At 73.3% G+C, this 23648-nt stretch carries 22 protein-coding genes and 1 pseudogene; 12 read left to right on the top strand and 11 right to left on the bottom strand.

Translation table 11 applies throughout. The features are described from left to right. Nucleotides 1-16: 16 nt before the first annotated feature. The 3 genes from ACZ7IF_RS21905 to ACZ7IF_RS21895 form a co-directional block, all read right to left on the bottom strand. Complete coding sequence (locus ACZ7IF_RS21905) at nucleotides 17-1192, bottom strand: MAB_1171c family putative transporter (protein WP_470973672.1); 1176 nt, start codon at nucleotides 1190-1192, stop codon at nucleotides 17-19. Further along, nucleotides 1189-1746, bottom strand: a complete 558-nt coding sequence (locus ACZ7IF_RS21900) for a toxin-antitoxin system, toxin component (protein WP_470973671.1) — start codon at nucleotides 1744-1746, stop codon at nucleotides 1189-1191. The genes ACZ7IF_RS21905 and ACZ7IF_RS21900 overlap by 4 nt, the downstream gene beginning before the upstream one ends. A gap of 64 nt (nucleotides 1747-1810) precedes the next feature. Further along, nucleotides 1811-2479 carry a helix-turn-helix domain-containing protein gene (locus tag ACZ7IF_RS21895; RefSeq protein ID WP_125818527.1) on the bottom strand — a complete coding sequence of 223 codons (669 nt, stop codon included), beginning with the start codon at nucleotides 2477-2479 and terminating at the stop codon, nucleotides 1811-1813. A gap of 218 nt (nucleotides 2480-2697) precedes the next feature. Between ACZ7IF_RS21895 and ACZ7IF_RS21890 the strand changes: the two genes are divergently transcribed. The 4 genes from ACZ7IF_RS21890 to ACZ7IF_RS21875 all read left to right on the top strand — a co-directional run bounded on the left by ACZ7IF_RS21890 (nucleotide 2698) and on the right by ACZ7IF_RS21875 (nucleotide 8315). Continuing rightward, the gene (locus ACZ7IF_RS21890; RefSeq protein WP_470973668.1) at nucleotides 2698-3684 is read left to right on the top strand and encodes an MmyB family transcriptional regulator; all 987 of its coding nucleotides are present in this window, start codon (nucleotides 2698-2700) and stop codon (nucleotides 3682-3684) included. A gap of 241 nt (nucleotides 3685-3925) precedes the next feature. After that, nucleotides 3926-5281 carry a 6-phospho-beta-glucosidase gene (locus ACZ7IF_RS21885; protein WP_470973667.1) on the top strand — a complete coding sequence of 452 codons (1356 nt, stop codon included), beginning with the start codon at nucleotides 3926-3928 and terminating at the stop codon, nucleotides 5279-5281. 52 nt (nucleotides 5282-5333) lie between these two features. Further along, the gene (locus ACZ7IF_RS21880) at nucleotides 5334-7424 is read left to right on the top strand and encodes an MDR family MFS transporter (RefSeq protein ID WP_470973664.1); all 2091 of its coding nucleotides are present in this window, start codon (nucleotides 5334-5336) and stop codon (nucleotides 7422-7424) included. Nucleotides 7425-7517: 93 nt separating this feature from the next. After that, nucleotides 7518-8315, top strand: coding sequence for a maleylpyruvate isomerase family mycothiol-dependent enzyme (locus tag ACZ7IF_RS21875; protein WP_470973662.1), 798 nt, complete (start codon nucleotides 7518-7520; stop codon nucleotides 8313-8315). 126 nt (nucleotides 8316-8441) lie between these two features. Here ACZ7IF_RS21875 and ACZ7IF_RS21870 read toward each other — a convergent pair whose 3' ends face one another. Beyond that, nucleotides 8442-8966, bottom strand: coding sequence for a nucleotide triphosphate diphosphatase NUDT15 (locus ACZ7IF_RS21870; protein WP_470973659.1), 525 nt, complete (start codon nucleotides 8964-8966; stop codon nucleotides 8442-8444). Between the two features lie 128 nt (nucleotides 8967-9094). Between ACZ7IF_RS21870 and ACZ7IF_RS21865 the strand changes: the two genes are divergently transcribed. Next, nucleotides 9095-10648, top strand: coding sequence for an NAD(P)/FAD-dependent oxidoreductase (locus tag ACZ7IF_RS21865; protein WP_470973658.1), 1554 nt, complete (start codon nucleotides 9095-9097; stop codon nucleotides 10646-10648). Here the strand turns inward: ACZ7IF_RS21865 and ACZ7IF_RS21860 are convergent. Together ACZ7IF_RS21860 and ACZ7IF_RS21855 are read right to left on the bottom strand one after the other, a co-directional pair. Then, entirely contained in the window at nucleotides 10597-10827 is a 231-nt protein-coding gene (locus tag ACZ7IF_RS21860; RefSeq protein WP_470973655.1) for a hypothetical protein, read from the bottom strand. The two genes, ACZ7IF_RS21865 and ACZ7IF_RS21860, sit on opposite strands and share 52 nt — an antisense overlap. A gap of 87 nt (nucleotides 10828-10914) precedes the next feature. Continuing rightward, the gene (locus ACZ7IF_RS21855; RefSeq protein WP_470973654.1) at nucleotides 10915-11982 is read right to left on the bottom strand and encodes an ATP-dependent DNA ligase; all 1068 of its coding nucleotides are present in this window, start codon (nucleotides 11980-11982) and stop codon (nucleotides 10915-10917) included. Between the two features lie 75 nt (nucleotides 11983-12057). Here ACZ7IF_RS21855 and ligD point away from each other — a divergent pair, with 75 nt between their 5' ends. From ligD to ACZ7IF_RS21840, 3 genes and pseudogenes are all read left to right on the top strand, one after another. Further along, nucleotides 12058-13086, top strand: a complete 1029-nt coding sequence (ligD, locus tag ACZ7IF_RS21850; protein WP_470973652.1) for a non-homologous end-joining DNA ligase — start codon at nucleotides 12058-12060, stop codon at nucleotides 13084-13086. Nucleotides 13087-13095: 9 nt separating this feature from the next. Continuing rightward, nucleotides 13096-13593: pseudogene (locus tag ACZ7IF_RS21845) on the top strand (HAD domain-containing protein); the annotation flags it as partial. 219 nt (nucleotides 13594-13812) lie between these two features. After that, the gene (locus tag ACZ7IF_RS21840; RefSeq protein WP_007267554.1) at nucleotides 13813-14049 is read left to right on the top strand and encodes a WhiB family transcriptional regulator; all 237 of its coding nucleotides are present in this window, start codon (nucleotides 13813-13815) and stop codon (nucleotides 14047-14049) included. Nucleotides 14050-14107: 58 nt separating this feature from the next. Here ACZ7IF_RS21840 and ACZ7IF_RS21835 read toward each other — a convergent pair whose 3' ends face one another. Further along, nucleotides 14108-15079 (bottom strand): acyl-ACP desaturase, encoded by a 972-nt coding sequence (locus ACZ7IF_RS21835; RefSeq protein ID WP_470973649.1) that lies wholly within the window; start codon nucleotides 15077-15079, stop codon nucleotides 14108-14110. Nucleotides 15080-15446: 367 nt separating this feature from the next. On the opposite strand from ACZ7IF_RS21835, the gene ACZ7IF_RS21830 reads away from it, so the two are divergent. Beyond that, a complete protein-coding gene (locus ACZ7IF_RS21830; protein WP_470973647.1) occupies nucleotides 15447-15914 on the top strand; it encodes an ATP-binding protein in 468 nt (155 codons plus the stop codon). Here ACZ7IF_RS21830 and ACZ7IF_RS21825 read toward each other — a convergent pair. Both ACZ7IF_RS21825 and ssgD read right to left on the bottom strand, forming a co-directional pair. Beyond that, nucleotides 15900-17543, bottom strand: coding sequence for an ABC-F family ATP-binding cassette domain-containing protein (locus ACZ7IF_RS21825; RefSeq protein ID WP_470973645.1), 1644 nt, complete (start codon nucleotides 17541-17543; stop codon nucleotides 15900-15902). The genes ACZ7IF_RS21830 and ACZ7IF_RS21825 overlap by 15 nt on opposite strands. A gap of 193 nt (nucleotides 17544-17736) precedes the next feature. After that, complete coding sequence (gene ssgD / locus ACZ7IF_RS21820; RefSeq protein ID WP_470973644.1) at nucleotides 17737-18153, bottom strand: spore wall synthesis regulator SsgD; 417 nt, start codon at nucleotides 18151-18153, stop codon at nucleotides 17737-17739. Between the two features lie 345 nt (nucleotides 18154-18498). Between ssgD and ACZ7IF_RS21815 the strand changes: the two genes are divergently transcribed. Further along, nucleotides 18499-19590 carry a WD40/YVTN/BNR-like repeat-containing protein gene (locus ACZ7IF_RS21815; protein ID WP_470973959.1) on the top strand — a complete coding sequence of 364 codons (1092 nt, stop codon included), beginning with the start codon at nucleotides 18499-18501 and terminating at the stop codon, nucleotides 19588-19590. A 211-nt stretch (nucleotides 19591-19801) separates the two neighbouring features. On the opposite strand, the gene ACZ7IF_RS21810 is transcribed toward ACZ7IF_RS21815, so the two are convergent. Further along, on the bottom strand, nucleotides 19802-20101 hold the full coding sequence (locus tag ACZ7IF_RS21810) for a YciI family protein (RefSeq protein ID WP_470973642.1): 300 nt from the start codon (nucleotides 20099-20101) through the stop codon (nucleotides 19802-19804). 26 nt (nucleotides 20102-20127) lie between these two features. On the opposite strand from ACZ7IF_RS21810, the gene ACZ7IF_RS21805 reads away from it, so the two are divergent. Continuing rightward, the gene (locus tag ACZ7IF_RS21805) at nucleotides 20128-20817 is read left to right on the top strand and encodes an endonuclease V (RefSeq protein ID WP_470973641.1); all 690 of its coding nucleotides are present in this window, start codon (nucleotides 20128-20130) and stop codon (nucleotides 20815-20817) included. Here the strand turns inward: ACZ7IF_RS21805 and ACZ7IF_RS21800 are convergent. Next, entirely contained in the window at nucleotides 20811-22031 is a 1221-nt protein-coding gene (locus tag ACZ7IF_RS21800; protein ID WP_470973639.1) for a hypothetical protein, read from the bottom strand. The genes ACZ7IF_RS21805 and ACZ7IF_RS21800 overlap by 7 nt on opposite strands. Before the next feature lie 177 nt (nucleotides 22032-22208). Here ACZ7IF_RS21800 and ACZ7IF_RS21795 point away from each other — a divergent pair, with 177 nt between their 5' ends. After that, a complete protein-coding gene (locus tag ACZ7IF_RS21795; RefSeq protein WP_470973638.1) occupies nucleotides 22209-23546 on the top strand; it encodes a DUF6923 family protein in 1338 nt (445 codons plus the stop codon). Nucleotides 23547-23648: the final 102 nt, after the last annotated feature.

Raw genomic sequence — 23648 nt, 5'->3', positions numbered from 1 at the left:
GGCGGTCCCGGCGGGCTCAGCCTCCCGCCGGGGCCGCCTGCCGCCGCACGGCGGCCACGAGCGGCGAGTGCCGCAGGGCGTGCGAGATCCGCACGAGGTCGCGCGGCCCGTCGGCCAGCAGCGGCACCCGCTCCTCGTCGCCGCTCCCGGACCCCTCCGGGTCGGCGGCGCTGGCCCGTACGGCGGCCACCACCATCGCCGCGTCCGCGACGGCCCGGGCCGTCTCCTCGTCCGCCCCGTCCGCCCGGGCCCGCTCGTAGGCGGTGTCGCGGTGGCGCCGGTCGAAGGCGGGGCCGAGGCGCAGGAAGCCGTCGTGGATGTCGGACTCCCGCTGGATCACCCGGATCGCGGCCGGGGACCACCAGGACATCCGCACGCAGGGCGTGCCCCGGGGCGCGGTGCTCTGCACCTCGTGCCACAGTGCCCCGAGGCGGCGGTAGGTGCTCCAGGTTCGCCAGCTGTCCGACACGCGCTGGCACACCAGCGGCAGCACGAAGCCCACGGAGCTGACGAGGGCGGCGAAGGCGGCCAGCGGCGGGGCGAGGTAGGTGCTCAGGTAGTCCAGGTCGTGGCCCAGCCAGCGGGCGGCGACGGCGGACATCTTGGCCGCGTCGTAGGCGAGGCTGATGGTGTACCCGGCGACGATGATCACCAGTCCGGCCCGGAGCCAGCCGCCGACCCGCAGGGACCAGCGCCAGCACATCGACACCATCATCAGCACGGCGGCGTTGTGGGCCAGCAGGTAGGCCGTGATCATCAGCCGGATGTAGGGCGTGTTCGCGTAGTAGGTGTCGAAGTCCCGCAGCCGCTCGACCGGGGCGTCACCGAGGGCGAACAGGACGACGATGGCCACGACGACCACGGAGTAGCCCGCGATCCAGCGCTGCGAGGTGCGCCGGATCTCCTTCACCGGGCCGCCGCGCCAGTTGAAGACGAGGACGAGGCAGGAGGCGCTGAAGGCGGTCATCAGGCAGTAGACGAGCGGGGCGGAGACGTTGGGGACGCCGGTCCAGCGGTTGACGGCGGCGATGGTGGGCGGGGCGGCGAAGGTGAACACCGCGCCGCCGAGGAGGAGCAGGACGAAGACGGACCGCAGCAGCGGATCGCGGCCGTTGGCGCGCAGCGCCGGCAGCTTGCACACGAGGGCCACTGCCATCGCGGCCGCGGGGATGTAGTAGTCCGGTCCGCTCAACGGTCGTTCCTGCGCCCCCGGTAGCCGAGCGAGGTCTCGATCCGGCCGGCCAGCTCGTCCCGCTGGGCCGGTGGCCGGTGGCCCGCCGAACCGGCCAGCCAGGTGCGGCAGCGGCTGCCCAGCAGGAGCCCGAAGCTCTCCGCCTCCGTCTCCTCCTGGACGTCGGCCCGGGTCCGGGCGGCGACGCTGCGGACGGTCTCGCCGAGGTCGGCGGCGTCGGTCAGCAGGCGGGCGGCGACGGCGGCCCCGTCGACGTGGTGGCTGCAGTGGCCGGCCTTCATGTGCCACAGCTCGTGGCCCAGGATCACGAGCTGGTGGTCGGGCGCCGTGCGCTCCTCGACGACCACCAGGTCCCGGTCCGCCATGTCGAGCCAGAGGCCGCTCGCCGTCCCCTGCGGGAACGCGGCCATCCGGAATTCCACCGGGCGGCCGCGGTGCCTGCTCATGCCCTCGCAGAGGGCGGCGTAGAGGTCCAGCGGTTCCACGGGGGCGGCCAGCTTGATGCCGGACACCAGCTCCGCGCACAACCGCCGCTGCGCTCTGCCTATGCTCACCGTTCTCCCCGTCGGCGCGGATCCGGATCAGGACTCAAGGATCAGATCCAGACTTTCGACTGGGTCATGATTCGTTCGGTTTGACGCTTTCGAGAAGCATGTCCAGCCATTCGGTCACCTTGTCCCGGTGCTTGTCGCTGGGCAGTTGGGCGGCGCGCCAGGCGATGCCCCGTACGCCGTGGTTCTGCAGGAGTCTTGCCAGCGGATCGCCCGCCGAAGCCGCCTCCGCCGGTACGGTCTGCCGCTCGCGCCCCGCGAAGTCCTGGAGCAGCTGCTGCTCGGTGCGCTGGAGGGCGTCCGTGAGGGCGTCGGCGTCATGGGCGGTGAGGAAGCCCGCGTGCACGCCGAAGAACCGCTGGATGGCGTCGCAGTGCTCCATCGTGGGCCGCCGGTCGCCGTTGATCAGGGCGCCGGCCTGCTGCCTGGACATCCCGGCGCCGTCTGCGATCTCCTGCTGCGTGTAGCGGCGGCCGTTGGGTTTGACCCGGGTCCGCCGGAGCAGGTCCAGGCGCTGGAGGAAACGCGCCTGCAGATCGGGTTCGCCGGCCCGCCGGCCGTCGAGCAGGGTCCTGATCACATCAGTGGGGACCCCGGACGCCTCCGAGAGCCGGCGGAGGTCGAAGACCTGGTTCGGGTCGCGGCCCATTTTGTTCGCCAGTTCGGCGACCCGCGTGACGGTCGCTGCCAGGGGCGCGTTGGCCACCGCGACGGGAGCCGGGAAGCCGTCTGTCACCAGTGGTTCTCCTAGATCGCGCGAGGTCAGTGGGCACGTGGTCGGCCTTGAGGAATCTATCCGGTTTGTTTTGGGAGAGCCAGAACTTGCCACAGCTGTGGCGGGAATGAGCTGTCGCTCGGCTGGAATTGCCACAATAGTTGACACTCGAATGAAGTCGGTAGCAGGATCGCCACACGGAAATGAAGATCCAGACCGTTGAGGAGGGGGAGCTCTCGGTGCCACATCTCGCAGCGGTGGGCCCGTCTGATGGCCTCGTCCGAGCCGGTGAGGAGCGCCTGGCGGGCGAGGAGCCCCGCGGCGCAGTGCGGTCGGAGCGGCGCAAGGAGATTTTGCGCCAGCGCCGCGAAGAACTGAGCCTGAGCCAGGAAGACGTCGCGTCGCGGTTGCGCATCAGCGTGCGCGCGTACGGAAACTGGGAGCGCGGGCTCGTCAAGGAGTGGACGGACCGCAAACTCCTCGCCCTGGCCGAGGCCTTGGAGATGAGCGAGCGGCAGTGCTTCTGGCTGTTCCGGGTCATGGTCGACCGGGACCCGCCGCCCACCTGGCGCGCGGCCGAGGAGAACCGGCTGCCCCAGGATCCGGCCCAGCGCGACTACCTGGTCGACTACGCGGCCCTCATGGAGGCCGTGCCCTACCCGAGCTTCCTGGTGGACCACCGCTGGGACGTGGCCCTCACCAACTCGGCCTTCGACCGGCTGTTCCAGTCGGTCCGCCCCCATCCGACGGCCCTGCCGGACGACAACTTCCTGCGCTTCGTGCTGTTCCACCCGGACGCCGCGGCCGTGCTGGAGGACCACGAACCGGCCTGGTGCGTACCGCTGCTGGCCCAGTTCGCGACCGCCCTGGCCGAGGCCCCGGAGGACGAGGGGCTGCGGAGCATCCGTCAGGAGGTGGCCCGGGACCCGTTCATGGAGGCCGCCTACCGCTACGGGGTCCCGCACTGGCTGACCACCCACGGGGAGGCCGCCGCCGAACAGGACGGCGCGGTGCGGACGGTGCGCCATCCCGACCCGGGATGGGGTCTGGTGCGGTGCCGGATGGTGGCGGAATCCAGCCGAATGCTGGAGGGCATGGGCCTCACCCGGATCACCCTCGTGCTCTCGGCCCCGCAGGGCCTGCCGGCCGGTCCGGTGCGCGGCGGAGCGGGCTTCCCGCAGCAGCAGGGCGCGCGTCTGCGGGCCGTGCCGCCGCTGGGGGAGTGACGCCGCGGGGGAGACTGGTCCCCTGAAGCGCGTGCCACGGCCCGTGCCAGGGCGGGGCCGGCGGCGCCGAGCCGTACCGACCGCCTGGTTCGTTCCGTGCGGATGCCACGATCCGCGACATCGCGCGGATGCCACGGATCGTGGCATTCCGACGGGCGTCGCCGGAGTCGTGGCTTCGCCCGTGCCCGGGGCAGCCCCGGGCCGTGGCCGCGGCCACGACGGCGGAAGGGCGGAAATGGGCATGCGGTTGACCATCCTCGGCGGGGGCGGATTCCGCGTCCCGCTCGTCTACGGGGCACTGCTGGGGGACCGCGCCGAGGGCCGGGTGTCCCATGTGACGCTCTACGACGAGGATCCTGCCCGGCTCACGGCCATGGCCCGGGTCCTCGCGGACCAGGCCGCGGCCTCCGGGGCGGCGGACGCCCCGGCCGTCACCGCCACCGGGGACCTGGACGAGGCCCTGCGCGGGGCCGACTTCGTCTTCTCCGCCATCCGCGTCGGCGGCCTGGAGGGGCGCGCCGCGGACGAGCGGATCGCGCTGGCCGAAGGGGTGCTGGGCCAGGAGACGGTGGGTGCGGGCGGGATCGCGTACGGCCTGCGGACGGTGCCGGTGGCCCGGGAGATCGCGCGCAGGATCGCCCGTACCGCCCCCAACGCCTGGGTCATCAACTTCACCAACCCCGCCGGGGTGGTCACCGAGGCCATGGCCGAGGAGCTGGGCGACCGGGTCATCGGCATCTGCGACTCGCCCGTCGGGCTCGGCCGCCGGATCGCCCGGCTGCTCGGCGCGCGGCCCGGCGAGGCCTGGATCGACTACGTCGGCCTCAACCACCTGGGCTGGGTGCGCGGCCTGCACATCGGCGGGCGCGACGAGCTGCCCCGGCTGCTGGCCGACCCCGAGGCCCTGGAGTCCTTCGAGGAGGGACGGCTCTTCGGCGCCGACTGGCTGCGCTCGCTCGGCGCGGTCCCCAACGAGTACCTGCACTACTACTACTTCAACCGCGACACGGTACGGGCCTACCAGGAGGCCAAGCAGACCCGCGGCGCCTTCCTGCGCGACCAGCAGCGCGGCTTCTACGCCGAGGCCGGCCGGCCGGGGCAGCCCGCCGGGGCGGCGCTGGCCGCCTGGGACCGGACCCGGGCCGAGCGCGAGGCCACGTACATGTCGGAGAACCGCGAGGTGGCGGGCGTAGGGGAGCGCGAGGAGAGCGACCTGGAGTCCGGCGGCTACGAGAAGGTCGCCCTCGCCCTGATGCGGGCCATCGCCCGCGACGAGCGGGCCACGCTGATCCTCAACGTCCGCAACGGCCCGACGCTGTCCGTACTGGACCCGGAGGCGGTCATCGAGGTGCCGTGCCTGGTCGACGCGAACGGCGCCCACCCGGTGTCGGTGGCGCCGCTGCCGCTGCACGCGGTGGGGCTGGTCACCTCGGTGAAGGCGGCGGAGCGGGCGGTGCTGGCCGCCGCCGCGAGCGGCTCGCGGGCGGACGCCGTGAAGGCCTTCGCCCTGCACCCGCTGGTGGACTCGGTGGTGGTGGCCCGGCGGCTGCTGGACGGGTACGCGGCGGAGCACCCGGGCCTGGCCTACCTGCGCTGACGTCCCCCGCCGGCGCCGGGTCCGGGGTTTCACCCGGACGGCGGCTTGCGGCATGCGGTGCGGTGGGGTCGCTGTGAGAGTGCGAGATGTGACCACTGCCCCCGCCGTCGCCGCGCCGCCGCCCGTGCTGGACCGGCGGCGGCGCAACGTCGTCTTCGGCACGATCATGCTGGGCGTGCTGCTGGCCGCGCTCGACCAGACGATCGTGGGCACCGCCCTGCCCACCATCGTCGCGGACCTCGGCGGCGCGGCCCACATGGCCTGGGTGGTGACCGCGTACCTGCTCGCGGAAACCGTCGCGACGGTTCTGGTCGGCAAGTTCGGCGACCTCTTCGGCCGGAAGGTCATCTTTCAGATCTCCGCCGTCATCTTCATCACCGGCTCCTTCCTGTGCGGCCTCGCCGGCAACATGACCCTGCTCATCCTGTGGCGGGGGCTCCAGGGCATCGGCGCCGGAGGCCTGATGGTCACCTCCATGGCGCTGATCGCCGACGTGGTCCCGCTGCGCGAACGCGGCAAGTACCAGGGCGCGATCGGCGCCGTCTTCGGCGTCGCCACCGTCATCGGACCGCTGCTGGGCGGCCTGTTCACCGACCACCTCAGCTGGCGCTGGGCCTTCTACGTCAACGTCCCCATCGCCGTCCTCGTCGTCGTGGCCGCCGCCCGCACCATCCCCTCCGTACGTGCCGTCGGCCGGCCCGCCATCGACTACCTGGGCATCGCCCTCGTCGCCGCCGGGTCGAGCGCCCTGATCCTGGCGACCAGCTGGGGCGGCAACGAGTACGCCTGGAGCTCGCCGACGATCACCGGCCTCTTCGCGGGCGGCGCGCTGGCCCTCGCCCTGTTCTGCCTGGCGGAGACCCGGGCGGCCGAACCGATGCTGCCCATGCGGCTCTTCCGCAACCCCGTCTTCACGGTGTGCTCCGTCCTCAGCTTCGTCGTCGGCTTCGCCATGCTCGGCGCGATGACCTTCCTGCCGACCTACCTCCAGTACGTGGACGGTGACTCGGCCACCCTGTCCGGCGTACGGACCCTGCCACTGGTCATCGGCCTGCTCATCGCGTCCGTCTTCAGCGGCAACGCCACCTCCAAGACCGGCCGGTACCGGATCTACCCGATCGCCGGCTGCGCGGTGATGGGCGCCGGCCTCTACCTGCTGTCGCTGATGGGTCCCGGCACCGGCGCCTGGCTGGAGTCCGTGTACATGTTCGTCCTCGGCGCCGGCATCGGCCTGTGCATGCAGGTGCTGACCATCGCCGTGCAGAACACCGTGGACTACGCCGACCTCGGCACGGCGACCTCCGGAGTCACCTTCTTCCGTACGCTCGGCAGCTCCTTCGGGACCGCCGTCTTCGGGACGATCTACGCCAATCGCCTGGAGCCCGAGCTGAAGGCCGGGGTCGCCGAGGCCGCCCGGGCCACCGGTGCCGACCCGGCACGCATCGGCGCCGCCGCGCAGAGTCCGCAGGGGGTGCACGGGCTCGACCCGGCCGAGGCGGGGCCGGTCATCGACGCGTACGCCGACGCCCTGCACACCGTGTTCCTGTGGACGGTGCCGGTGGCGGCCGTCGGCTTCGTCGTCGCACTCTTCCTCAAGCAGGTCCGGCTGCGCGACAGCGCCCGGGCGGGCTCGACCGACATCGGCGACGGCTTCGCCTCCCCGGCCACGGCCTCGGGCGACTCGGCCAAGCTGCTGGAGCTGGCGGTGGGCAAGCTCGTGCGGAACATGGGGCCCGACACGGCGCGGGCCATCGTCGAAGCCTCCGACACGCGCCTCGACATGGCGGGGGCGTGGGCGGTGATGCAGGTGGACCTGATGACCCGGACCGTGGGGCACGCCGGCCTGGGGCTGATCGCGTCGCGGCTGTCGCTGCCGCCGGAGGTGCTGCTGCCGGTCTTCGACCGGATGGTGGAGGAGGGCTTCCTGACGCGGCAGAACGGCTTCTTCGCCCACACGCGGGCGGGCGAGCGCGAAGCCGCGGTCATCTCGCGGGCCTGGGCGGACTGGCTGGGCGACCGGCTGGAGCAGGACCGAGGCCGGCCGCGCAGCGAGGAGCTGCGGGCGGCTGCGGACGCGATCGCCAAACGGCTGCTGGCCGAGGACCTGGGCGAGGGCAACTTCGCGCCCCGGCGCACCGTTTAGGAGTCCCCGGACACGCTCAGCCGCCGTCGGCCGACCGGCGGCGGCTGTGAAAATCGCTGTCCGATCACCGGAGCACGGTGATAGACATCCGGCGTGGAAAAGAATCTTGAGTTCCCTGACCTGCTGCGACTGATCGATGAACGGTCGACCGCCTTCCGCGCCGCGGTCGCCGCCGCGCCCAGCCTCGACGCACAGGTGCCGACCTGCCCCGAGTGGACGCTGTTCGATCTGGTGAAGCACCTGGGTGGGGGGGACCGTTACTGGGCCGCCATAGTCGGCGCGGGGCCTGCCGACGCTCCCCCGGCCGGGGCCGCCGCCGCGCGCGCCGCTCTGGAAGTGCCGCGGGAGCGTGAGGCCCTGCTGGCCTGGCTGGCCGCGTCGACGCAGCTTCTGCTGAGCGCCCTGCGCGAGGCAGGGCCGGACACCGGCTGCTGGGCGTGGTGGAGTGCCCTGCAGACGCCGCGGACCTCCGGCGGAGTCGCCCGGCACCGGGTCCAGGAGAGCGCGGTGCACACCTACGACGCCCAGCTCGCCGCGGGCGCCCCGCAGCCGCTGCCGGCCGGGGTCGCACTCGACGGTGTCGAGGAGTTCCTGTTCACCTGCGTCGCGTCGACCAGCGCCTGGCCGCACAAGCCCACGGCCTTCGACTTCCACGCCGCCGAGGGCCGCTCCTGGCGCCTCACGGTCGACGGCGACGGCGCACGCTCCACCCGCATCCCCGCGCCCACTGCCGCGACCGGCGAGGACTCGGACGCAGCCGGCGCCTCCGTCCATGGCACGGCCAGTGAGCTGGTCGTCTACTTGTACGACCGTATCCCGGCCGAATCCTTGCGCGTTGACGGAGACGCAGGACTGCTCGACCTGCTCCGCGCCTGGGAGCCGGAGGAGTAGGACGCGGCGGGGGCGGCCGGCCGTGCCTTGGGCCGGCAGGACACGACTCTTCGTCAGTCGCGGCACCGGGCTGGAACCCGCGAGGCGGCCTCGGGGCGTCACCCGGCAAGCCTTCCGGCCGCCGAACTAAGAGGCCTTGTTCCCGATGGGGTAGTCGTGCGAGGGGACGGGCGGCAGGGCCGTGAGGTCGGGGCGCCAGACGCGCAGGACGGCCGCCGAGGGCGGGTAGAGGGTGCCGGGGATCTCCTCCGGCGCGAACCACTGCCAGCGGGCGATCTTGTGCGGCTCGGTGACGGCCGGGCTGCCCTCCGCCGAACGGGTCAGGGCGGCCACCGTCAGGCGGGTCGGCGGCTCGGGGTGCGCGTGGAGCTGGACGGCCAGCAGCTCGACGCCCCCGGGCTCGGTCCGCAGGGAGGTCTCCTCGGCCAGCTCGCGGGCGGCGGTCTGCTCGAAGCCCTCCCCGGGGTCCACCTTGCCGCCGGGCAGCTCCCAGTTCCCGTCGTGGGCCTGTCCGAGCAGTACCCGGCCGTCGGGGCCGAGGACGATCAGCCCGACGCCGATGGTCGCGTGGACGCCGGGGACGGCGCGGGCGGGCGGGGAGCCTTCGGGACGGGCTCCGGCGGCGGGTGCGTTCTCGTGTTCGCTGGCCATGCGGTCATTTTCGCCGGTGGCATGCCGGGCGGGCCCCTCGGACGGATGTACGAGTTTCGGCCGGGGCCCGCACGCGCAGGCTCTGGGCGGTCAGATCGTCGTACGGGACGCCGGTTCGGGGGAAAGCCATGGCACATCTGCTGGTCATCGGCGGAGGGATCGCGGGGCTCGCGACGGCCCTCCTCGCGGCCCGCCGGGGGCACACCGCCGAGGTCTTCGAACGCGACACCCGCGCCCCCGGCACCGCCCTCGACCGCGACTTCTTCGGCTGGCGCCGCCCGGCCGTACCGCAGGCGGTCCAGCCGCACGTCCTGCTCGGCGCCGCCCGCGGCCTGCTGCGCGCCGAACTGCCCGACGTGCACGCCGAGATGATCCGCCTCGGCGCCCGCGAGCGGCACGAGCTGGACTGGTTCGAGGTACGGCCGCCCGCCCGCCCGGGGGACGAGGACCTGGTCATGATCCAGGCCCGCCGGATCGTGCTGGAGAGCGCGCTGGCCACCGCCGCGCGCGCGGAGCCGGGCGTGGTGGTGCGGTACGGGGAGCCCGTCGCCGGTCTGACGAGGGCCGAGGGGGCCGGGGCGGAGCCGTGGGTCAGGGTCACCGGGGTGACCACCCCGGGCGGCGCGTACGCGGGCGACCTCGTGGTGGACGCGGCCGGCCGGCGCGGCGGCTCCGCCGGCCTGGCGGCCGCCGCCGGCTGCCGTCCGGCCCCCGCCGAGCGGCACCGCACGGGCCTGGCGTACTTCTGCCGCTGGTACCGGCTGCCCGACGGGACGGAGGAGGGGCCGCGGCGGCCGTGGACGGTGACCGGCGGCGCCTTCGCGGGCTGCGCGGTCTTCCCGTCCGACAACCGGGTCTTCGCCGTCACCGTGTTCGCGCACACCGGGGACCCCACCCGCGCCGCCCTGCGCGACCCGGCCGTGTTCGAGGCCGCCGCGCGGGCCTTCCCGCCCGGCGCGGCCTGGCTGGGGCTGGGCGCAGAGCCGCTGTCGGAGGTGCTGGCGACCGCGGGCCTGGACAACCGGTGGAGCCCCCTGGCCGACGGGCAGGGCCCGGTGGCGACCGGGATGGTGCCGGTCGGCGACGCGCTCACCCACACCAACCCGACCCTGGGGCAGGGGACTTCGCTCGCGCTGTGGGCGGCCGACCGGGTGGCCCGGACGGCCCGCCAGGACCCGGGGTCCTACGGCTTCGCCGCCGGATACCACGGCTGGACGCTGCGCACGCTGAAGCCGTGGTTCGACCTCCAGGTCGGGGCCGACGCGGCGGTGGGGGAGCGGCTCGCTGCGGGGGCCGGCTCCGTGGGCGCCGGCGGGCCCGGCGGGATGGGCCGGGCGCGGGAGGCGGCCGCGCTGTTCGAGTGCGCGCTGGAGGACCCGGAGGTGATGCGGGCCCGGGCCAGGGTGCGGCACCTGGCCGAGCCGCCCGAGCGCGCCTACGCGGACCCCGAGGTCCGGGCGCGGGTGGCGCGCTGGCTCGCGGCCCGGCCGGGCTGGACGCCGAACGCGGTGGGGCCGGACCGGGCGGAGTGGGAGGAGCTCACCGCCGCCGCCGGGCACGGGCCCGGCCGCCCGGCGGTGCCCGGCGGTGCCCGGCGCGGCCCGGGGCGGCACCGGGTGAGCGGTCCGGGTCAGATCCTGCCCGGGTCGTTGGGCAGGAGCTTGAAGGACACCGGCAGGTAGTTCGTGTCCTCGGGAAGCCCCCGCGCCCTCAGGAGGTCCTGCACGACCTGGTGGTACACGCCGAGCGTGGTCATGCCCCACTGCGGGGTGACGGACCCCGCCGTCCCGTACTCGCTCCAGTAGGTCTCACGCTCGACCTTGATGGACACCGTGTAGAAGTGGCTGTCTTCGTCTGTCATCTCTGTCCCCCCCCCCAAGCCTCTCGGGCCGCTCCGTGCGGAGCGGAACCGTCTTCAGAAGGTACAGGAGCAAGCCGACGTGGCCGCTCAGCCGCCGGTGCCCAGCACCTCGGCCAGGTCGTAGCCGACGACCTCCTCAAGCTGGGCGTACGTACAGCTCTCCGGAGTGCGGTCGGGGCGCCAGCGGGCGAACTGCGCGGTGTGCCGGAAGCGGTCGCCCTCCATGTGGTCGTACCGCACCTCGCAGACCCGTTCGGGGCGCAGCGGCACCCAGGACAGGTCCTTCTTGCCCGTCCAGCGGCTCTGGGCGCCCGGCAGCCGGGCGCTCTCGTGGGCCGACTCCTCGGCCCAGGCGGCCCACGGGTGGCCGGCGGGGTCCGGCATGCGCAGGGGGTCGAGCTCCTCGACGAGCTCGGCCCGGCGCTTCATGGGGAAGGCGGCGCAGACGCCCACGTGCTGGAGGGCGCCGTGGCCGTCGTACAGGCCGAGCAGCAGCGATCCGATGATCGGACCGCTCTTGTGGAAACGGAAACCGGCGACGACGACATCGGCCGTACGCTCGTGCTTGATCTTGAACATGAGGCGGGCGTCGGGCCGGTAGGGGAGATCGAGGGGTTTCGCGACGACCCCGTCGAGCCCGGCGCCCTCGAACCGCTCGAACCACTCCCGCGCGAGCTCGGGATCGGTGGTCGCGGGCGCGAGGTGGACGGGGGGCCGGGCTGTGGAAAGTGCGTGGGCCAGGGCGCTGCGGCGCTCGCCGAGCGGGGTGTCGAGGAGGGATTCGTCGCCGAGCGCGAGCAGGTCGAAGGCGACGAAGCTGGCCGGCGTCGTCCCGGCGAGCAGTTTCACCCGGGAGGCGGCGGGGTGGATCCGCTCACTGAGACGGTCGAAGTCGAGCCGTCCGCCGTGCACGATGACGATCTCCCCGTCGACCACGCAGCGGGGCGGCAGGTTCTCCTTCAGCGCCGTCACCAGCTCGGGGAAGTACCTGGTCAGGCTCTTGCCGGTACGGCTGCCGACCTCCACCTCGTCCCCGTCGCGGTGCACGATCGCCCGGAAGCCGTCCCACTTGGCCTCGTACTGCATGCCCGGCGGGATCCTGCTCACGGACTTGGCGAGCATCGGCTTCACGGGCGGCATCACCGGCAGGTCCATACACAGGATTCTCCGGTGGTGCGTCCGGGCCCGCTCGGTGTGCGGGTCCGCCCGAGCCCGCCTACCGTGGCGCCCATGGGCGGTAGCGCGGGTGGTGCGATCGAGCTCGACGCGGGTGGACGGGCGGTACGGCTGTCCAGCCCGGACAAGGTGTACTTCCCGGAGCGCGGCCTCACCAAGCGGGACGTCGCCGAGTACTACCTGGCAGTCGCCGACGGGATCACCCGCGCCCTGCGCGACCGCCCCACCACCCTGGAGCGGTACCCGGACGGGGTGGAGGGGGAGTCCTTCTTCCAGAAGCGGGCCCCGAAGAACCTCCCCGACTGGATCCCCACCGCGCACATCGCCTTCCCCAGCGGCCGCACGGCCGACGAGATCTGCCCGACCGAGCCGGCCGCCGTCCTGTGGGCCGCCAACCTGGGCTGCCTGACCTTCCACCCCTGGCCGGTGCGCCGCGAGGACACCGACCGGCCGGACGAACTCCGCATCGACCTCGACCCGCAGCCCGGCACCGACTACCACCACGCGGTGGCCGCGGCGCACGAACTGCGGGCGCTGCTGGACGAGCTGGGGCTGCGCGGCTGGCCCAAGACCTCCGGCGGCCGGGGCCTGCACGTCTTCGTCCCGATCGCACCGCGCTGGACCTTCACCGAGGTCCGACGCTGCGCCATCGCCCTGGGCCGGGAGCTGGAGCGGCGGATGCCGGGCAAGGTCACCACGGCCTGGTGGAAGGAGGAGCGCGGCGAGCGGATCTTCGTCGACTACAACCAGACGGCGCGCGACCGGACCATCGCCTCGGCCTATTCCGTCCGCCCCCGCCCGCACGCCCCGGTGTCGGCGCCGCTGCGCTGGGACGAGGTGGACGACGCGGAGCCGCGCGACTTCGACATCGTGACGATGCCGGCGCGCTTCGCCGAACTGGGCGACCTGCACGCCGACATGGACGAGCACGCCTTCAGCCTGGAACCCGTACTGGAACTCGCGGCCCGGGACGAACACGAGCACGGCCTGGGGGACATGCCGTACCCGCCGGACTACCCGAAGATGCCGGGCGAACCGAAGCGCGTCCAGCCGAGCCGCGCGAAGCACGAGGACAGCCCTTAGCCTGGCGGCATGGCTGCAGTCTCCCCGCGCCCCTTGCTCTTCCTCGACGTGGACGGCCCGTTGATCCCCTTCGGGGGAACGGGCTACCCCACGCCCGCCGGCTCCTCGGACGAGTCCGGAAACCCGCTGCTCGCCAGGCTCGACCCCGCCCTCGGGCCCCGGCTGCTGGCCCTGCCGTGCGAGCTGGTGTGGGCCACGACCTGGTCGGACGAGGCCAACGAGACGCTCTCCCCGCGCCTCGGCCTGCCGCGCCTGCCGGTGGTCGACTGGCCGGAGCCCTCCGACGACGAGGGCCGGGACGGCCTCCACTGGAAGACCCGCACCCTGGCGGCCTGGGCGGGCGGGCGGCCGTTCGCCTGGGCCGACGACGAGATCACCCCGGCCGACCGGGCCTGGGCCACGGTCCACCACCCGGCCCCCGCCCTCCTCCACCCCGTCGACCCCCGCACGGGCCTGACGGACGCCGACCTCACCGTCCTCGCCCGCTGGCTCGGGCGGGCGGCCCGGTCCCGCCAGGGGGTGTCCGGCGGATCAGGGCCGGGCCCGGGGCGATCGTCACCCACGTCGGCCGCGCCCTCACCCCCGCACGGGCGGTGGCCCGCGCCGCGACCCGCTTCGCGGGCCCCGTCGGCCACGCCGACCCGGGCGCCGCCTTCCCGATCGTCTGAGCCCCGCTGTTGATCAGGCGTTGATCGGACGTCCATCCGGCGGGTTCACGATCGGCGCATGTCGATGAACTCCATTGCCGCCCCCGCCTGGTACGACCAGGCCCTGTGCGCCCAGACGGGCCCGAGCTTCTTCTTCCCGGAGCCGGGATCCTCGCTCCAGGACGCGAAGCGGCTCTGCGGGGCGTGCGAGGGCAGGGCGGCGTGCCTGGAGTACGCGCTCGCGAACGACGAGCGCTTCGGGGTGTGGGGCGGTCTGTCGGAGGCGGAGCGCTCCGCCCTGCGTCCGCGCGGCTGAGCGGGCGCGGCCGGGCATGACGGAACCCCCGGCTCCGCCGGGGGTTCCGGGTGACGGCTCAGCCCTTGCGGGCGGCGATGCGCGCGGCTCGCGCGGCAAGGCGCTCGTCGAGCTTGCGGGCCTCGCTGTCCAGGCCGTTCATGAAGAGCCCCAGCTCCTCCTGGGCCTTCTGGCCCTCCGGACCCAGGCCCTGGATGTCCATGATCTTGAGGAAGCGGATCACGGGGCTCAGCACGTCGTCGTGGTGGATCCGCAGGTTGTAGACCCCGCCGATCGCCATCTGCGCGGCCATCCGCTCGAAGCCGGGCATGCCGTGACCGGGCATCCGGAAGTTGACGACCACGTCCCGCACGGCCTGCATCGTCGGATCGGGGGCGAGCTCGAAGGCCGCCGCCAGCAGGTTCCGGTAGAAGACCATGTGCAGGTTCTCGTCCTGCGCGATGCGGGCGAGCATCCGGTCGCAGACCGGGTCACCGGACTGGTGGCCGGTGTTGCGGTGCGAGATGCGGGTCGCCAGCTCCTGGAAGGCGACGTACGCGACCGAGTGCAGCATCGAGTGGCTGTTGTCGGACTCGAAGCCCTCCGACATGTGCTGCATCCGGAACGCTTCCAGCTTGTCCGGGTCCACGGCGCGCGAGGCCAGCAGGTAGTCGCGCATCACGATGCCGTGGCGGCCCTCCTCGGCGGTCCAGCGGTGCACCCAGGTGCCCCACGCGCCGTTGCGGCCGAAAAGGGTCGCGATCTCGTGGTGGTAGCTGGGGAGGTTGTCCTCGGTCAGCAGGTTCACGACCAGGGCGATCTTGCCGATGTCGGTGACCTTGGACTGCTGGGGGTCCCAGGCCTCGCCGTCCTCGAAGAAGGCGGGGAAGTTCCGGCCGTCGCTCCACGGGACGTACTCGTGGGGCATCCAGTCCTTGGTGACCTTCAGATGGCGGTTGAGTTCCTTCTCGACCACCTCTTCCAGCGCGTACAGCAGCTTGGCGTCGGTCCACGCCTCCGAGCTGCCGAGGTGGGGAGAGGTGATCGTCACGGGTGCTCCTGGGGACAAAGCGAATTACCTACGGTTCCGTAGCCTACGGAGTCGTAGGTTAAGCGCGACATCAAGGAGCGCCAAGCCCCAGTCATTGGTCTGTCCGGCTACATCCCGTTATCTATGCAGTTTGAGAGGGTGCCGGGCTGCTCCGCAGGGGTGAGAATCACGCCGGAAGGTGGTCCGCGGCATCCGGCTTGACGGCGGAGACCGCCATGCGGCCCGGCCCTCGCGCAGATCCGGAGATATCACGGGAAACCATCATCTGGTCGTACAAAAGGTGCCACCGCGCACCCGGCTGCGCTACGTTCGGTAGCGCGCGTTTCACGCGGCGCGATCCCGCCGGCCCGAGGGTTGGAGCACCACGATGACGGGCACCCTCCGCGGCCCGCGACCGGTCCACGAGGCCGGGCCGGTCCCGGTCCCGCACCTGGCGCGGGAGCTGAGCTACTCCCTGGGGCTCCCGGGCGGCGCCCACTGCGCGGGGAGCGCCCGCTCGGCCGTGCGGTCCCTGCTCGACCGGCACGGACTGGCCGACCTCGGCGACCCCGCGGCCCTCGCCGCCTCCGAGCTGGTGGCGTGCGCCGACCGCTTCACGCCCGGCAAGGAGATGCTGCTCGGACTCCGCTGGCGGTACGACGCCCTGCGGATCGTCCTCTACGACCGGCACCCCGCGCACTCCTCGCCCGCGCGGAGCGAGGAGTGCCGCGGCCGGCGCAGCGGCGCGATGTGGCTGCTGGCCCGGGTGGCCGAGTCCTGCGGCGGGGACTGGGGGTTCACCCCGGTCCTGACCCCGCTCGGCGGGAGCAAGTCCTGGGCCCTACTGCCCCATTGACCCCCGGACCTCCTCGGCGGAGGTCGGCCGCAGCACACCGGCGTCGAGCACCAGCCAGCGCGTGATGCCGATCGACTCCAGGAACGGCACGTCGTGGCTGGCCACCAGCAGCGCGCCCTCGTAGGACTCCAGGGCCGCGCCGAGCTGCCGCACGCTCGCCAGGTCCAGGTTGTTCGTCGGCTCGTCCAGCATCAGCAGCTGCGGAGCCGGCTCGGCCAGCAGCAGCGCCGCCAGCGCCGCCCGGAAGCGCTCGCCGCCCGACAGGGTGCCGGCCGCCCGGTCCGCCCGGCCGCCCCGGAACAGGAAGTGTGCGAGCCTCGCCCGGATCACGTTGTTCGTGGCGTGCGGGGCGAACCGCGCCACGTTCTCCACCACCGAGCGCTCGTCGTCCAGTACGTCGAGCCGCTGCGGCAGGAAGCGCGCCGGCACGTGGGTCACCGCCTCCCCGGACGCGGGAGGCAGCAGGCCGGCGACGGTCCGCAGCAGGGTCGTCTTGCCCGAGCCGTTCGCGCCGACCAGGGCGATCCGCTCCGGACCGCGCACCTCCCACTCGCCCGCGACCCGTGCGCCGCCGTGGGCGAGGCGCAGATCGCTCAGGGTCAGCACCCGCCGCCCCGGCGGGACCTCGGTGGCGGGCAGCCGGACGCGGATCTCGGCGTCGTCGCGCACCGCTTCGACGGCCTGGTCCAGCCGCTCCCGGGCGTCCGCCAGCTTCTCGGCGTGCATGATGCGGTGCTTGCCCGCCGACTCCTGGGCGGCGCGCTTGCGGGCCCCCATGACGATCTTCGGCTCGCGCTTGTTCTCGTACATCTTCTGGCCGTACCGCTTGCGCCGGGCCAATTTGACCTGGGCGTCCGCCAGTTCGCGCTTCTGGCGCTGTACGTCGGCCTCGGCGACCCGGACCATCCGCTCGGCCGACTCCTGCTCGGCCGCCAGCAGCCGCTCGTAATCGGTGAAGTTGCCGCCGTACCAGCGGACTTCGCCCTCGCGGAGGTCGGCGATCTGGTCGACCCGCTCCAGCAGTTCCCGGTCGTGGCTGACCAGCACCATCACCCCGGACCAGGACTCGACGGCCGCGTACAGGCGGCGCCGGGCCCGCAGGTCCAGGTTGTTGGTGGGTTCGTCGAGGAGCAGTACGTCCGGCCGGGCGAGCAGCAGCGCCGCCAGCCGGAGCAGGACGCACTGGCCGCCCGACAGCTCGCCGACGGTCCGGTCCAGGCCGGTTCCGGCGAGGCCGAGCTGGTCGAGCACGGCGAGCGCCCGCTCCTCCACGTCCCAGTCGTCGCCGACGGCCGCGAAGTTGGCCTCGGTGGCCTCACCCGCCTCGATGGCGTGCAGGGCCGCGCGGGCGGTGCGGATGCCGAGCGCCCCGTCCACCCGCAGGGCGGTGTCGAGCGTGGCGTTCTGCGGGAGGTAGCCGATGGTCCCGGCGACCGAGACCTGCCCCGAGGACGGGGTCAGCTCGCCGGCGAGGAGCTTCAACAGGGTGGACTTCCCACAGCCGTTGAGACCGACCAGGCCGGTCCGGCCGGGCCCGACGGTCAGGTCGAACCCGTCGAAGACGGGGCTGCCGTCGGGCCAGTCGAAGGAGAGGGCGGTGCAGGTGGCGAAAACAGGGGCATGACTCATGGAGGCCTCCAGGTTGCGTGGATGGTGCGTGCAACGCGGGGAGACAGCCGACTGTCACAGGTATCGCGAGGATGCGGTGAGTGAGGGCGGTCGGTGTCTCGGACCTCAGAAGAGCAATGTCCTACTCCGTTTCGGCGACTGCAGGGCCTTCACGAAGCTACGGGCGGCGCGGGGCCGCCCGCAAACGAATAAATCAGCAGGAGCCGCGCATCAGCTCGTCGAGGCTGTGGTCCATGTCGAGGTAGCGGTGTTCCAGGCCCGGCGGTACGAGCGCGGAGGTGCGTTCGAGGAACCGCTGGAGCTCGGCCGTGGTCATCAGCACGATCGCCACGCCCTCGGGCGCGTGGAACTCGACCGTGGTCCGGTCCCCGTCGTACGGCCGCACCCGCACGTCGCCGCAGCCGGCCGGGTGGCGGAGCCCGGACATCAGCAGCTCGCGGGCGAAGGTCCAGGAGACCTCCACGCCTTCGAGCGTGGCCAGGGCGGGGAAGGCCATGCGGACGGCGAAGGGATCCGAGCGGTCGTAGCGGAGGGTGACGGGGACGGTCTCGACCTTCGGTGCGGTGGCGATCAGTCGGGCCTGCACGGCCTGCTCGATGACAGTGATCAAGGCTCGCTCCCTTGCGGCGGATCTGCTGTCGGGCTGTGGGGTGGAGCCCGGCAACCGGATAGACGCCGGAATCGGCAAATCCGTGCATGGCGGATGACGTGAGCTGTGTCACCGATTGGCGCGATCTCATCCGTGTGATCGCACAGAGTGAGCGATCGTGACATGCGGCCAAAGGGTGCCGGGGTGGCGGCGCGCCCTCCGAGGTGATCCCAATACGTCCGGTAATCGATCGCTCCGCAGGCCTAAGCGGATGCCGGGAGGGGCCGGAGGGGCGGGGGGAGGCCCCCTGGACGGGGCCTGTGGGGTGCGTTAGCTTCCCGCGCCATGAGACTTCTGGGAGTTGGCATGTGCGCGGCGGCCCTGCTGGTCGCCACGGCCGTGGCGCCGGCGCAGGCGGACAGCGGCGCGAACCCGTCCCCGGCGGCGTCCGCTCCGGGCTTACGGGGCGTCGGCTGGGCGGTCAAGGAGACCGGGCAGGGGGGCGTCGAGGGCGTCCGCTTCCGCGGCCTGGCCGCGGTCAGCCGCGGTACGGCCTGGCTGGCGGGCTCCAAGGGGAGGGTGCTGCGAACCGGTGACGGCGGCCGCAGCTGGCGGGACGTCTCGCCGCCCGGGGCGGTGGCCGAGGGGCTGGAACTGCGCGACATCGAGGCCTTCGACGGGCGGCGGGCGGTCGCCCTGTCCATCGGCGAGGGCGAGGCCTCCCGGGTCCTGCGCACCGAGGACGGCGGCGCGACCTGGACCGAGGCCTTCCGCAACACCGATCCGCGTGCCTTCTACGACTGCCTGACCTTCTTCGACTCCCGGCACGGGCTGGCCGTGAGCGACCCGGTCGACGGGAAGTTCCGCCTCCTGGCCACCGACGACGGCGGGCGCAGCTGGCGGGTGCTCCCGGGCGGGGGGATGCCGCAGGCGCTGCCCGGCGAGGCCGGATTCGCGGCGAGCGGCCAGTGCCTGACGGCCTCCGGGCCGCGGGACGTGTGGCTGGCCACCGGCGGGGGACCGGCCGCGCGGGTGCTGCACTCCGCCGACCGGGGCCTGACCTGGCGGGTCGCCGACTCCACCGTCCCCGGCGGGGACCCGGCGCGCGGGGTGTTCGCCCTGGCCTTCCGCGACCGTACGACGGGCCTCGCGGTCGGCGGCGACTACCGCACCGGCCAGGCCTCGCCGCAGGCCGCGGCCCGCTCCGCCGACGCGGGCCGGAGCTGGACCCAGGCGGCGACCCCGCCGCCCGCCTACCGCTCGGGCGCGGCCTGGTACCCGTACGGGCACACCACCGCCCTGGCGGTCGGCCCGACCGGAACGGACGTCACCACGGACGCGGGGCGCACCTGGCGGCAGCTGGAAACGGGGTCGTTCGACACCGTCGACTGCGCGGCCGACGGCGGCTGCTGGGCTGCGGGGGAGAAGGGGCGGGTGGCACGGCTGGAGCGACGCTGAGGCCGTTGCCCTGGCCGGGGGGGGGGGGGGGGGGGGGGGGGGGGGGGGGGGGGGAGGGGAGGGGGGGGGGGGGGGGGGTGGGGGGGGGGGTGGGGGGGGGGGGGGGAGGGGGGGGGGCTGCGTCTCTGTTTTTCCTCCGTTGGTGTCGCCCTCTCCCCCCCCCCCCCCCCCCCCCCCCCCCCCCCCCCCCCCCCCCCCCCCCCGGACGGGGCTACGACGGGAGGGCCTGACGGACCGAGGCCAGGTCGGCCGAGGTCTTGGTGGCGATGAACTCCGTGATGCGGTAGGCGCAGACGCCCGCCACCGCGAAGGGGTCCTCCGCCGCGATCTTCTCGATCTCGGCGCGGGAGACCCCGCCCGCCAGGATGATCCCGCCGTCGCGCGGCACCTTGCGCCCCGAGGCGAGGAAGACGCCGGACGCGTAGTAGCCGTCCAGCCAGGCGATGTGCGCGTCCATCTGCTCTTCGACGGCTTCGACGGGCGCGGTGTAGCTGAGCTCCATGACGAACATGATCGCCAGGCTACCCTCGCACCATCATGACCACTCTGAAGACCCCCGCCAACGAGGCCGAGGCCCGGGCGATACAGGACGAACTGCGCACCCTCGTCGTGCTCGACGAGGTAGGCCCCCGGCCCGGCCAGGGGCTGCTCGCCGGGGTGGACGTGGCCTACGACGACGAGCGGGACCTGGTCGCGGCCGCCGCCGTCGTGCTCGACGCCGCCACCCTGGAGGTCGTGGCGGAGTCGACCGCCGCCGGGCGCGTCAGCTTCCCCTACGTGCCCGGCCTGCTCGCCTTCCGTGAGCTGCCGACCGTGCTCGCCGCCCTGGAGGCCCTCCCCGTCACCCCCGACCTCGTCATCTGCGACGGCTACGGCCTCGCCCACCCGCGCGGCTTCGGCCTGGCCTGCCACCTCGGAGTGGTCACCGGGCTGCCCAGCCTCGGCGTCGCGAAGAACCCCTTCACCTTCACCTGCGAGGAGCCGGGCGCCCCGCGCGGCGAGACCTCCCCGCTGCTCGCGCCCGACGGAACCGTCGTAGGCCGGGCGCTGCGCACCCAGCGCGGGATCAAGCCGGTGTACGTGTCCGTCGGGCACCGCGTCTCCCTGGACAACGCCTGCGCCCACGCCCTCGCGCTGAGCCCCCGCTTCCGCATCCCCGAGACCACCCGGCACGCCGACTCCCTGTGCCGGCGCGCCCTCCGCGAGGCCGTCGACGCCCTTCAGTGACCGGGGGCCGCCCGCCGCTCCCGGGCGAGGTCGACCATGCGGTGCATCACCGCCGGCGGCAGTGCCGGGTTCGCCGCGGCGGCGGCCGCGCGGGCCGGCACCGCGAGGCGCCGGAGCAGCTCGTCGGAGGGGAACCTCCGGTCCGCCACCGCCTTGTTCGCGACGCGGGGATCGGGGTCGTCCGCGAGCCGCAGCAGGATCTCCGGACCGGCGGCCGGATCGTCCAGGGCGACGTACCGCAGCCGGGGGTCGGGATGGCAGGCGTACCGGGCCAGTCCGCCGGGCCCGGGGAGGCTGGGGTGGTCGCGCAGGCGGAACCAGGTCCGTTGGAGACCCATGGCGTAGAGGTCGACGACCAGCTCGTGGGGCGCGTCCTCGTGGGCGAGGCAGAGGTTCTCGCGTACCCCCCGGTCCTCGTCCGAGGCGAGGAGCACCTTGACGTCGGCCGGCAGGTCCGTCCGCGAGGCCAGGGCGCGCCGCACGTTCCGGTCCGGGTCGTGGGCCAGCCGCAGGGCGTCGGTGTGGGTGATGAGCTCGGCTTTCGCCGGCGGTACGGGCTCGGGTCCGGGCTCCGGGTCCGGCTCCGGACGGGCCTCCAGGGCGGCCACCGCCTGGCGGTCCGGCTCCGGACGGGCCTCCAGGGCGGCCACCGCCTGGCGGACCTGCGGGTCGGTGTCGGCCCGCAGCTTCTCCCGTACCGGGTCGGAGAGCAGTTCCCACACCTCCGGCTCCGCCATCAGGGCCCGTACGACGGGGTCCGCGTCTTCGACGAGCACGTCCTGTACGAGAGCGGCGGGGCGGGGGTTGAAGAGCAGTGACCGCCGGACCAGGGGCTCCGGGTCGACGGCCATGACCTCGGCCACGCCCGGTGGGGCGGAGCGCCCGAAGTCGGTGAGGAGCAGCGCGTACCGCCTGCGGATCCGCCGGCTCTCGTCGTGTGCCAGGGGAGCGAGGGCGGCGGCGTCCGCGCTTCCGTTGTCGAGGGCTGCCTGCCGGTGGCCGATCTCCCCGGAGGCCACGAGGAGCTCCGTCATCTCCCGGTCCAGCGGCCGGCTCGTGAGCCACCCGCTCCATACGGGCAGCTCTTCGAACTCCAGGAGGCGCGCCAGGACGGACGGGGGCAGGGCGCTGTTCCGTGCCAGGGACCCGAGCCACTCGTCCACTACGCCCTCGTCCTGGGCGGCCTGTTCGAGGGTTTCGTCCACTGTGTTCATCAGGTCATTCTCGCTGTCGCCCATGTGCTCGCGGCCCTGGTGCATTTGAGCGAACTCGGCCGTTGAAGCCCGAGCCGTCGTGTACGACCCAATGCCCCTTGTGCTCGTCTTTGTCCGGTACGCACGGTACCAACGGTGCGCAGCCTGGCTGCGCTTGGCGGCGGAAGGGTCAGATTCATGAGCACAGGTACGAACGGGACGGTCCAGAGGAAGCGGCAGCGGCGGGGGGTGGCCGCGCTGAGCGCGATCGGCGTCGTCGCCGGGCTCGCGATCGGCACGCTGGCGGCTCCGGTCGGCGCCGTCGCGGCCCCCGCGGGCCCTGCGGGCTCCGCGGCGGTCTCCGATCCGAAGCAGCCGGAGGGGAATCCGGTGGCGTGCGACGGGAAGATCTACCTCTCGGCCGGTGATCCGGACCAGCTCTACACCGTCGAACGGGAGCCCGGGAAGGTCCGGTTCGAGGAACTGGGCGACACCACGCCCTTCCTCTACAACGCCATCGGCGTGAACCCGCACGACCGCTTCCTCTACGGGACCACGTTCGGGGACGGGTCCAACCAGCTGGTCCGCTTCGACGGGAAGGGGGAATACACCCTGCTCGGCCAGATCGCGGACCTGCCGCCCGCCCTCTACATCTCGGGCACGTTCGACGACGAGGGCAACTACTACGTCCTGGCCGACAACACGGGTCTGATCCAGCAGATCGACGTGAAGAACCACAGGGTGACGCGGACGATCGAGATCGCGGACCTGGCTCCCGACGCCCTCGACATCTTCGACATCGCCTTCCGTGACGGGTTCCTCTGGGGTTCGACCGAGGCGGGCGCCATCGCGAGGATCGACGTCGACAACGCGAGCGTGGACTTCTTCCCCGGTGTCCTGCCGGGAGGTTCGGACTTCGGCGGCGTCTTCGTCTACGGCAACGGCGACCTCGGGTTCGTGCGCAACTCCGGAGAGCTCATCCGCGTACACGTGAAGAACGCGACCGGGTCCAACCCGAGGTTCACCGTGCTCTCGCGGCAGACGACGCCGCCGGAGCTGGCACTGGCGAACGTCGACGCCACCTCCTGCTTCTTCGACTCGTCCGCCGACCTGTCGGTCCACAAGCGCGGCCCCGAGGTCGTCAAGGCGGGCGATGAGATCGCCTACGAGATCACGGTGAAGAACGACCACAAGGGCGCCTCCTCCGGCTGGTCGCTGGTCGACGACCTCCCGGCGAAGGTACTGGACGCGGCCACGGAGACCGAGGGGTGCGAGATCAGCAACGGTCTCCTCTCCTGCACGGGCGGCCCGCTGCGCGAGGGTGCCCGCGTGAAGATCACGGTGACCGGCACCGCGGGGAACGTCACCAAGCCGACCGCCGTGCCGAACACCGCCACGGTCTTCGGTGACGACGAGGACCCGCACAAGAAGAACAACTCGGGCTTCGCGTCCACGCAGATCGAGCCGGCCGACGGGGACGGGGGCGGGGAGGAAGAGGAGAAGGAGCACGAGCACGAGCAGCCGGGCAGGCGCTAGCCGGCCGGGAGGCGGGGGGGGGGGGGGGGGGGGGGGGGGGGGGGGGGGGGGGGGGGGGGCTGCCCCCCCCCCCCCCCCCCCCCCCCCCCTCCCTCCACGTAT

This window comes from Streptomyces sp. NPDC037421 (assembly GCF_055602105.1).
This window is presented reverse-complemented; position numbering and strand designations above follow the sequence as displayed.